9 protein-coding genes are annotated in these 9,127 nt (G+C 70.0%); 8 read left to right on the top strand and 1 reads right to left on the bottom strand.

The genetic code is table 11. The features are described 5' to 3' along the window. Positions 1 to 364: 364 nt before the first annotated feature. Entirely contained in the window at positions 365 to 853 is a 489-nt protein-coding gene (locus ABZV34_RS35180) for a GNAT family N-acetyltransferase (RefSeq protein ID WP_356286012.1), read from the bottom strand. A gap of 509 nt (positions 854 to 1,362) precedes the next feature. Here ABZV34_RS35180 and ABZV34_RS35185 point away from each other — a divergent pair. The 8 genes from ABZV34_RS35185 to ABZV34_RS35220 all read left to right on the top strand — a co-directional run bounded on the left by ABZV34_RS35185 (position 1,363) and on the right by ABZV34_RS35220 (position 9,102). Beyond that, positions 1,363 to 2,727, top strand: a complete 1,365-nt coding sequence (locus tag ABZV34_RS35185; protein ID WP_356286015.1) for a TrpB-like pyridoxal phosphate-dependent enzyme — start codon at positions 1,363 to 1,365, stop codon at positions 2,725 to 2,727. Between the two features lie 62 nt (positions 2,728 to 2,789). Then, on the top strand, positions 2,790 to 3,770 hold the full coding sequence (locus ABZV34_RS35190; RefSeq protein ID WP_356286018.1) for a DMT family transporter: 981 nt from the start codon (positions 2,790 to 2,792) through the stop codon (positions 3,768 to 3,770). A 192-nt stretch (positions 3,771 to 3,962) separates the two neighbouring features. After that, positions 3,963 to 4,652, top strand: coding sequence for a response regulator transcription factor (locus tag ABZV34_RS35195; protein WP_356286020.1), 690 nt, complete (start codon positions 3,963 to 3,965; stop codon positions 4,650 to 4,652). Between the two features lie 386 nt (positions 4,653 to 5,038). Further along, positions 5,039 to 6,490, top strand: a complete 1,452-nt coding sequence (locus ABZV34_RS35200) for an AMP-binding protein (protein WP_356286023.1) — start codon at positions 5,039 to 5,041, stop codon at positions 6,488 to 6,490. Next, positions 6,487 to 6,747 carry an acyl carrier protein gene (locus tag ABZV34_RS35205; RefSeq protein ID WP_356286025.1) on the top strand — a complete coding sequence of 87 codons (261 nt, stop codon included), beginning with the start codon at positions 6,487 to 6,489 and terminating at the stop codon, positions 6,745 to 6,747. The genes ABZV34_RS35200 and ABZV34_RS35205 overlap by 4 nt, the downstream gene beginning before the upstream one ends. A gap of 47 nt (positions 6,748 to 6,794) precedes the next feature. Then, positions 6,795 to 7,172 carry an ectoine synthase gene (locus ABZV34_RS35210; protein WP_356286028.1) on the top strand — a complete coding sequence of 126 codons (378 nt, stop codon included), beginning with the start codon at positions 6,795 to 6,797 and terminating at the stop codon, positions 7,170 to 7,172. Between the two features lie 19 nt (positions 7,173 to 7,191). Next, positions 7,192 to 8,358, top strand: coding sequence for an acyl-CoA dehydrogenase family protein (locus tag ABZV34_RS35215; protein WP_356286031.1), 1,167 nt, complete (start codon positions 7,192 to 7,194; stop codon positions 8,356 to 8,358). Positions 8,359 to 8,382: 24 nt separating this feature from the next. Then, positions 8,383 to 9,102, top strand: a complete 720-nt coding sequence (locus ABZV34_RS35220; RefSeq protein ID WP_356286034.1) for a transglutaminase-like domain-containing protein — start codon at positions 8,383 to 8,385, stop codon at positions 9,100 to 9,102. Positions 9,103 to 9,127 lie beyond the last annotated feature (25 nt).

The raw sequence follows: 9,127 nt of genomic DNA on the forward strand, positions 1-9,127 counted from the left end.
CGTGGTCCGGGCGCACGCGGGCCGCCCGGTGCCCGGTGTCGGTACATCCGGGAATCCGGTGGCCGCCCGGTGCCGACGGGCGGGAGGCAGCGCGTGCGCGGGAGGACATCCCGGTGGCGAGGGCCGCTGACGCCGAGTCAGAGACCCGGTGCCCGGACGGGTTCGGCCTTGTCCCTGCCGCGCGGTCCGCCCGGCCGGCCGGTGCACCTCGCGGCGGCGCCGCTGACGCTCAGTGGTGTACTCATGCCGTCAGCCTCACGGGTCCGGCGCACCGCGCGACAGCCGGGAGGGGCACATCTAATAATTCACTTACGGATCGCTTCCCGTTCGGACGGCGCGCGGCGCGGTGGTGGTGCGGGGCGGGTCAGGCCTGGCGGCCGAGGTCGGCCAGCGGCTCGCCGGAGAGGCGGAAGACGGTCAGTTCCTTGCCCTGGACCGAGGGGATCTCCGCGCCGAGCGACCGGTAGAAGGCGGCGGTCGGCTCGTTGGTGACCCTGCCCCACCACTGCATGTGGCGGTAGCCGCGCGTGGCGCACAGGCCGGCGAGGGTGCTCAGCAGGGCCGTGTCGAAGCCGCGTCCGACCGCGTCCTCGCGGACGTAGATGTCGTCGATGTGGATGGCGGTGCCGCGCCAGGTGCTGTAGACGAGGGCCCACAGGGTGTAGCCGACGATCTCGTCGGTCTTGTCGTCGACGGCGAAGTGGGCCCAGGCCACCGGGTCCGGGCCGAACAGGGCGCGGCGCAGTTCGTCCTCGTCGGTGCTGATCTGCCGGGTCGCCTCCTCGTTCTCGGCCATCCCGTGCACCATCGTGTGGAGCAGCGTGACGTCCTCGGCGGTGACTGGACGAATCATGTGTGCCATCCCCTGATCCTGGTGATCCGATGAACCGGCCGCGTGGGTGCGGCGAGCGGGCGGTGCGGCGTCGGGGTGCCGCGGCGGCCGGGCCCCCGGGGGCTCAGGTTCGCACGCGTGTGCAGATGCCATGGATCGGCCGCGGGGGGACTGGTGGAATTCCCAGACTTTGTCGCGCGTGCTTCCGGCGGGAGGGTTTGGAAGGTAAATACGGGGGTGGGTGGGAGGGTTCGTGTCGCCCTTCTCCAAAATACCCTCGAATGCGGGTGGCCAAGCGGGTGGGGAGATGCTTGTACCACATGGCCGGCCGGGAGGAAAAGGCCTGCTGAGCTTCGTAGGGCTCTCTCGTGACGTTCCATTGATTTCCCTACCACCTGCCTGCCGAGGTATCCGGCCGGTGGCCGCGGCGGCCAGAATTCATTGTCCGGAGGCGGCCCGCAGGTGTGGTGACACAAGAGCCCGGCGGTCGCGTGGCCGGAGTGACGATTTCAACGCGCAGAGAGGCAGCCATGATAGATCCGGTACGGTTCGAGCTCAGCGCCCGGGACCTTCCCGAGACCTGGTACAACATCGCCGCCGACCTCGACTATGTGGCGCCGGTGTTGAGCCCGGCGACCGGTAAGCCGGTCACACGTGACGAGATGACCCGCACGATGCCGGAGGCGCTGGTCGACCAGGAGCTCGGCAGGGAAGCCGAGTTCGAGATCCCCGGAGAGGTGCGGCAGTTCTACGCCCGGTGGCGGCCGGCGCCGCTGCTGCGTGCCCGTGGTCTGGAGAAGGTTCTGGACACGCCGGCGCGGATCTACTTCAAGTACGAGGGTGTGGCGCCGACCGGCAGCTTCAAGCCGAACTCCGCGATCCCGCAGGCCTACTACAACAAGCGCGCGGGCCGTACCGGTCTGATCGCGGAGACCGGTGCGGGCCAGTGGGGCAGCGCGGTCGCGTTCGCCGCGTCCCTGTTCGGCATGGAGGCCAAGGTCTTCATGGTGAACGTGAGCTTCCAGCAGAAGCCCTACCGGCGGGCGCTGATGGAGACCTTCGGGGCGAGCTGCACGCCGAGCCCGAGCATGGAGACCGAGGCCGGGCGTGCGGTGCTGAAGGAGAATCCGGACCACCCGGGCAGCCTGGGCATCGCCAAGTCCGAGGCGCTGCAGGTCGCCTTCTCCGACCCGCGCTGGGGCTACACCCGCGGCAGCGCGCTCAATCACGTGTGCGCGCACCAGACGGTGATCGGGCAGGAGGCGATCCTGCAGATGGAGATGGCCGGGGACTACCCGGACATCGTGGTCGGCTGCGCGGGCGGCGGCAGCAACCTGGCGGGGCTGTCGTTCCCGTTCCTGCGGGCGCAGTTGCACGGCGGGCCCAAGATCCGGTTCATCGCGGCCGAGCCTGCCGCGTGTCCCTCGCTCACGCAGGGGCGGATCGCCTACGACTACTCCGACACCGCCGGGCTGACCTCGCTGACCCGCACGCACACGCTGGGCCACCAGTTCGTGCCCCCGTCGGTGCACGCGGGCGGGCTGCGGGCGCACAACATCGCTCCGCTGGTCAGCCGGGTCGTGGAGGAGGGCCTGATGGAGGCGGTGGCGCTGCGTCAGCGTGACTGCTTCGAGGCCGGTGTGCTGTTCGCGCGTACCGAGGGCATCGTGCCCGCTCCCGAGTCGACGCACGCGATCCGCGGCGCGGTCAACGAGGCGATCCGGTGCCGTGAGGAGGGCGTGGGCAAGACCATCCTGTTCGGCCTGTCCGGGCACGGGAACTTCGACCTGAGTGCCTACGACCGTTATCTGTCCGGCAGTCTCGCCGACGACAGCATCGACCCCGGCGCCCTCGAGCACGGGATGGAGAGCATTCCCAAGCTGGTGAACGCCTGACGCAGTCCGGGCCGCCCGCAAGCAGGAGCACAGGAGTGCAGGAGAAGGGACGGGACGATCCCGTGAAACGTGTCAGCGCCGTGCAGTTCGTGGTCCTGGGGGTCATCTGGGGCTCCAGTTATCCCCTGATCAAGGTCTCCGGCGAGGGGCTGAACCCGGGTCAGCTGGTGCTGGCCCGGCTGGTCCTGGGGGCGGTGGTCCTGCTCGGCATCGGTGCGGTGACGGGCGCGGGGCTGCCGCGTTTCGGCTTCGTGTGGGTGCACATCACCGTCACGACCGTGCTGGGCATGGTCGCGCCGTTCCTTCTCCTCGCCTGGGGCGAGCAGCACACCAGTGCCGCCATGGCCGGTGTGCTGACCGGCGCGACTCCGCTGCTGACGCTGGGGCTGGCCACGGTGCAGCTGCGCAGTGAGCGGGCGACGGCGCGCCGCGGTGCGGGGCTGACGCTCGGCTTCGCGGGCATCGTGCTGGCCATCGCGCCCTGGAACGGTGCGACGGGCACCGCGGGCGGCGAGCTGGCGTGTCTGGCGGTCGCCGTGATCTACGCGGGGCATGCGGTGTTCGTCCGCAAGTTCCTGTCCGACCGCGGTATTTCCCCGATGTCGTCGGCCAGTGCGCAGGTTCTGGTGGCGCTGGTCATCCAGGCGGCGCTCATGCCGTTCCTGGGCTGGCGCACCCCGTCGTTCACCTGGTCGGTCTCCCTGAGCATCGTGCTGCTGGGGGTGTTCGGCACGGGGCTCGCCTATGTGCTCTACAACCGGCTGATCGCGGACATCGGTGCGACCGGTGCCTCCGCGGTCAACTATCTCGTGCCGTTCATCAGTCTGGTGGTCAGCGCCGTCTTCCTCGGGGAGAGGTTCAGCTGGAACGTGCCGGTGGGCGGTGCGGTGATCGTGGTGAGCATCCTGCTCGGCGAGAACCAGCTGTCGCGGCTGGGGCGGCGTCCGGTCGTCACCGGTCCCGAGCCGCAGTTCGGTCCGGCCGCGGTGGCCGTGGGTGCCGTGAAGGCGGAGCCCGCGGGTGAGGCGGGGCGCGTTCCCTGACCGTGCGGGCGCGCCGCGGTGCCGCCGTGCGGGGTGAGGTCCCCGTGCGTACGCGGCGGGCCGGGGCGCCGGCGGTCGCGGTGGGACGGATCCGGTGCGCGGCGCGCACGGCCGGGTGCGCATCGGGACCGGCGCGTTCACGAGCCGGGGCGCCTGTGGTCCCGGTGCCTCATCCAGGAAGTTTGGAGGTTGATGTCGCAGATGGCCGCCACCGATCCCCGTACCCGACCGATCCGGATCGCCGTTCTGGCGCGCCGGCCGCTGCTCGTCACGGCGCTGCGGGCCCTGCTGGCCGCGGAGGCGGAGCTGGAGGCGGTCGGGGTGGCCGATTCCCGGCCGCAGCTGCTGCGTCTGCTGGACGAGCAGGAGCCGCGGGTCGTGCTGATCGACGACTCCGATCCGGGCTGGGAGACCGGTGACATCCTGCGTGCGGTCGCCGAGCGGGCCGGTGCCGGGGTGGCGGCGGTGGTGCTCGTGGACAGGTGCGTGGAGGAGACGGCGCTGGAGTATCTGCGGGCCGGGGCGGACGGGTTCGTGCTGCACGACGCGGCGCTGAGCGAGATCGCCACCGCGATCCGCGCGGTCTCGGACGGGTACGCCGTGCTGCCGCCGCCGCTGACGCGCCGGCTGGTGGACCTCCTGGTCCGGCGTGGGCCGGCGCAGGTGGTGGTGCCTCAGGTGTCGACGCTGACGTCGCGGGAGCGGGAGATCTTCGATCTGATCGCGGCGGGCATGTCCAACAGCGAGGTCGCCCAGGCGCTGGTGCTGAGCGAGAAGACCGTGAAGTTCCATGTGTCCAACCTGCTGCGCAAGCTCGGTGTGCGCAGTCGTGCGCAGGCCATCGTCCGTGCGTGGGACCGGGGTGTTCTGGCGGGCCCGTAGGGCGGGGGTTTCCCGTGCCGTGGCACTGGGTTCCGCGCTGTCGCGGGAATGGGTGCGGGGTTTTCTGGAATGCGGGTGGCGTACCGCTGGGGTGGCGGATGCTCGTCGAGGGCGGTCCGGGCCGGGGTGAATTCACGGTCCGTGCCGTCCCGATGAGTTTTCTTGTTTCCGGTGAAGGCCGGCGGTAATGCGTGCGAGATGCCCGTCACAGTTTATTTGCCGTGTCTGTGAAATCCGGTTCTGATACAGGTCCAAAGAACGGGTACAAAACCAGGCCGCTAGTCCGAAGAAATCGGCGGGGCGATACCCCCAGAATGTTCGTGACGGTATATCCGGTCGGAGGACTCGAATGCTCGGGTCCATCGATTTTCGATCAATGGGGAGTCATGTCCAGATCGGTGGCGGCGGACGTCGCAGTGCGTGCGAGGCAAAGCCCGGACGATCCGGCGCTGCTGTTCGGCGGCGCGCGGGACGAGGTCGTCACGTATGCCGAACTGGTCGGGGCGGCGGAGCGGATCGGTGCCGAACTGGCCGGCCGGTATCCCGACATCCGCCGCCCGCTCGCGCTCCAGGCGTCGAAGTCGACCGTGGCGATCGCCACGGTCCTGGCCTGCATGCGGGCCGGACGGCCGCTGCTGCTGGCCTCCACGGAACTCGGCCGGGACCTTCTGGCCGAGCTGGTCGCACGCAGCGGCTGTCAGGCCGTACTGGGCGTCGCCGAGGAGTGCCTGACGCACCGTCCGGTGGGCGGCGACGCGCAGGGCGGGCCGGTGCTGCCGCAGGACACCAGCCTGCTGCTGACGACGTCCGGTTCCACCGGCGTCCCCAAACTCGTTCCGCTGGGCGGGGCCGGCGTCGACGCCTTCACCTCCTGGGCGGGCAGCGCGTTCGCGCTCGGCACCGGCACCCGGGTCCTGAACTTCGCCCCGCTCAACTTCGACCTCACCCTCCTGGACATCTGGGGGACCCTGCGGCACGGCGGCTGTGTCGTACCGGTGGACCACGACCGGTCCGTCGACACCACGTACCTGCTCGGGCTGCTGGCGAGCACCCGGCCGCACGTCGTGCAGGCGGTGCCGATGTTCTTCCGGCTGCTGACCGAGGCGGGCACCGCCTCCGAGTTCCCGGGCGTGCGCGAGCTGCTGCTGACGGGTGATCACGTGCCGCGGTCGGTGCGGGCCGGACTCGCCCGGCTCTTCCCGGCGGCGCGGTTGCACAACGTGTACGGCTGCACCGAGACCAACGACAGCATGATCCACACCTTCTCCGCCGCCGAGGCGGCCGACCGGGAGGTGCTGCCCCTGGGCAGTCCGCTGCCGGGCGTGCTGGTGGACGTGGTGGCCGACGGCGCGGTGCTGCGGGGCGCCGGCAGCGGCGAACTGCTGGTCTCGACGCCGTTCCAGACCGCCGGGTACCTCGGCGAGGCCGGGGCGAAGGACCGGTTCGTCGTGCGCGGTGACCGCGTCTGGTACCGCACCGGCGACGTGGTCACCCGCTCCGCCGGCGGTGAACTGGCCCTGGTGGGCCGCACCGACTCGCAGGTCAAGGTGCGCGGTGTGCGGATCAACCTGGAGGAGGTCGAACGGGTCCTCCAGGGCCACGGCGGTGTCGCCGAGGCGGCCGTGGTGGCCGTGCCGCACCCCGTCTCGGGACGCGCACTGCACGCGTTCGTGCGTCGCAGCGACGACGCGGTGACCGGACTGCAGCTGCGCAGCTACTGCGCCGCCAAGGTCAACCGGGCGGCCATTCCCGCCGCCTTCCACCTGATGACCGACCCACTGCCGATCGGGCCCACCGGCAAGGTGAGCCGTCGCCTCCTCATGGAGAAGATCGAATGACCATCCAACGCGACATCACCGCGCACATCGTGGCGGAGTACCTGCCCGGCACCCCCGTCTCGGAACTGGACGCGTCCTACGACCTGCTGGAGAACGGGGTGATCAGCAGCCTGGATCTGCTGCGGCTCATCGAGTGGCTGGGTGACCGCTTCGACATCCCGTTCGCCGACCTGGAGATCTCCCCGGACGACTTCCGGTCCGTCTCGGCCGTCGAGAAGGCCGTCCGGCGCTACGCGGGCGTCACCGCCCCCGAGTAACCCCCCGCTCCCCCGCACCTCCACACCCAGGAGAAAGAGAGGAAACCATGTTCATTCGCGAGAAGTCGCAGGTCACACCGGTCGAGTGGGGAAGCGGTCCGAGTCACCGCCTCCTGGTCGAAGCGGACAACATGGGCTTCGGCATCTGCCACACCGTCGTCCGCGCGGGCACGAAGTCCCGGCTGCAGTACCGGCGTCACCTCGAGGCGTGCTACTGCATCTCCGGCTCGGGCCGCGTCGAGGCCGCCGACGGCAGCGTCGCGCAGGACCTGACCCCCGGTGTGCTGTACGTCCTGGACGAGCACGACGCCCACTTCCTGATCGCCTCCCCCGAGGCGGACATGGAGCTCGTCAGTGTCTTCAACCCGCCGCTGAGGGGCGACGAGAGCCACGCGCTCAGCGACGAAGCCTTCTCCCAGTACTGAGGATCGGAAACCCCCCGTCATGATGCGCTGGAGCGAGGAACAGCAGGAACTGCGTGAGGCGATCGGCGCCGTGGCCGCGAAGCTCGGCGCCGACCACCTCGAACGCGACCAGGCCGGCACGTTCGACCGGGACGGCTGGCAACGCCTCAAGGACGTCGGCCTGTTCGGGCTGCCGTTCGACCCCCGGCACGGGGGGCTGGGCAAGGACCTGCTGACCACCGTCCACGTGCTGGAGCAGCTCGGCCACGGATGCCAGGACTCCGGGCTGAACTTCTCGGTCTCCACCCACATGGTCAGCACCGGTGTCCCGCTCCAGCGGTTCGGTTCGTCGGCGCTCAAGGCCCGCTACCTGCCGGAGATCTGCGCCGGCACGATGATCGGCGCGCACGCCATCACCGAGCCCTCCGGCGGTTCGGACGTGATGGGGATGCAGACCACCGCCGTCCTGGACGGCGACGACTTCGTCCTCAACGGAAGCAAGTCGTTCATCAGCAACGCCTCGATCGCCGACGTGATCGTCGTCTACGCCCGTACCGGCGCGCCCGGGGATCTGGCCGGGATCACCGCGTTCCTGGTGCGCCGGGACTCGCCGGGGCTGTCGGTCGGCAATCCCATCTCGAAGATGGGGCTGCGCACCTCACCGCTGGCCGAGGTCTTCCTGGACGACGTCCGGGTGCCCCGCGACCACGTGGTCGGCAGCAAGGGCGCCGGGTTCCTCATCTTCGACCACGTCATGAAGTGGGAGATCCTGTGCGGCTTCGGGATCAACGTCGGGGAGATGCGCCGGCGCCTGGAGCGGTGCGTGGAGTACGCCCGCACCCGTACGCAGTTCGGCTCGGTCATCGGCGCGAACCAGTCGGTCGCCAACATGATCGTCGAGATGCGGATCGACCTGGAGACCTCGCAGAAGTGGATCTACGACACCGCCGAGAAGGTGCAGTCCAAGGCCGACGCCGCCGGTGACGTCGCGATGACCAAGCTGGTGGTGAGCGAGGCGAACGTGCGCTCCGCGCTGAACGCGATCCAGGTCTTCGGCGGTTACGGCTACGTCAGCGAGTACGGAGTCGAGAAGGACCTGCGGGACGCCGTGGGCGGGCGGATCTACTCCGGCACCTCGGAGATCCAGCGCCACCGGCTGGCCACCCTCATGGGCCTGAACCGTCCGCTCAGGCCCGCACAGGCCTGAGGATCTGGAAGGAATCCCGAGAACATGGCAGAGACCACCGGTGCCGCCGCCGCGGCCGGCACCGCCACCGAGACGGCCACGCTGGCCGCGACCGAGTTCCTGGACCACCGCTCGCCCACCGTCCGCGCGTTCGTCGACAAGACCCTCGCCCGCGCGAAGGAGAGCGAGACCCAGTCCCAGAAGGCGATAGCCCTCTACTACGCCGTCCGGGACGGCATCACCTACGAGGTGTACGGGGCCGATCTGACCCGGCACGGCCTGAGCGCGACCGGCGTGCTGGAGAAGGGCCTCGGGTTCTGCGTCCACAAGTCCATCCTCTACGCGGCCGCGCTGCGCGCCGTGGGCATCCCGAGCCGGGTCTACTACGGCGACGTACGCAACCACCTCGCCTCGCCGCGGCTGCGGGAGCTGGTCGGCGGGGACGTCTTCCGCTTCCACAGCCTGACCGTGGTCAACCTCGACGGCCGGTGGGTGAAGGCGACCCCGGTCTTCAACAAGCTTCTCTGCCGGCTCTACAAGATCAAGCCGCTGGACTTCGACGGCCGCACCGACAGCCTGTACCACCCGTTCGACGAGGACGGCCGCCAGCACATGGAGTTCATCCACGAGCACGGCTCCTTCGACGACGTCCCCTACGACCTGGTGGTCGGCGGGATCCAGCAGGCGCACCCGCAGCTCTTCGCGAGCGCGCACACCACCGTCTCCGGATCGCTGGCCGACGAGGCCGCGACCGCGACGGTCTGAGACGGCGTCCGGTGCGGCCCCACCC

Origin of the sequence: Streptomyces sp. NPDC005195 (assembly GCF_040608315.1) — a bacterium.
GTDB lineage: Bacteria > Actinomycetota > Actinomycetes > Streptomycetales > Streptomycetaceae > Streptomyces > Streptomyces kaempferi.

What these genes read in the sequence shown, in the direction of transcription:
- ABZV34_RS35180 (WP_356286012.1), bottom strand. Translation starts at nt 853, where the DNA reads ATGATTCGTCCAGTCACCGCCGAGGACGTCACGCTGCTCCACACGATG.
- ABZV34_RS35185 (WP_356286015.1), top strand. Translation starts at nt 1,363, where the DNA reads ATGATAGATCCGGTACGGTTCGAGCTCAGCGCCCGGGACCTTCCCGAG.
- ABZV34_RS35195 (WP_356286020.1), top strand. Translation starts at nt 3,963, where the DNA reads ATGTCGCAGATGGCCGCCACCGATCCCCGTACCCGACCGATCCGGATC.
- ABZV34_RS35200 (WP_356286023.1), top strand. Translation starts at nt 5,039, where the DNA reads ATGTCCAGATCGGTGGCGGCGGACGTCGCAGTGCGTGCGAGGCAAAGC.
- ABZV34_RS35205 (WP_356286025.1), top strand. Translation starts at nt 6,487, where the DNA reads ATGACCATCCAACGCGACATCACCGCGCACATCGTGGCGGAGTACCTG.
- ABZV34_RS35210 (WP_356286028.1), top strand. Translation starts at nt 6,795, where the DNA reads ATGTTCATTCGCGAGAAGTCGCAGGTCACACCGGTCGAGTGGGGAAGC.
- ABZV34_RS35215 (WP_356286031.1), top strand. Translation starts at nt 7,192, where the DNA reads ATGATGCGCTGGAGCGAGGAACAGCAGGAACTGCGTGAGGCGATCGGC.
- ABZV34_RS35220 (WP_356286034.1), top strand. Translation starts at nt 8,383, where the DNA reads ATGGCAGAGACCACCGGTGCCGCCGCCGCGGCCGGCACCGCCACCGAG.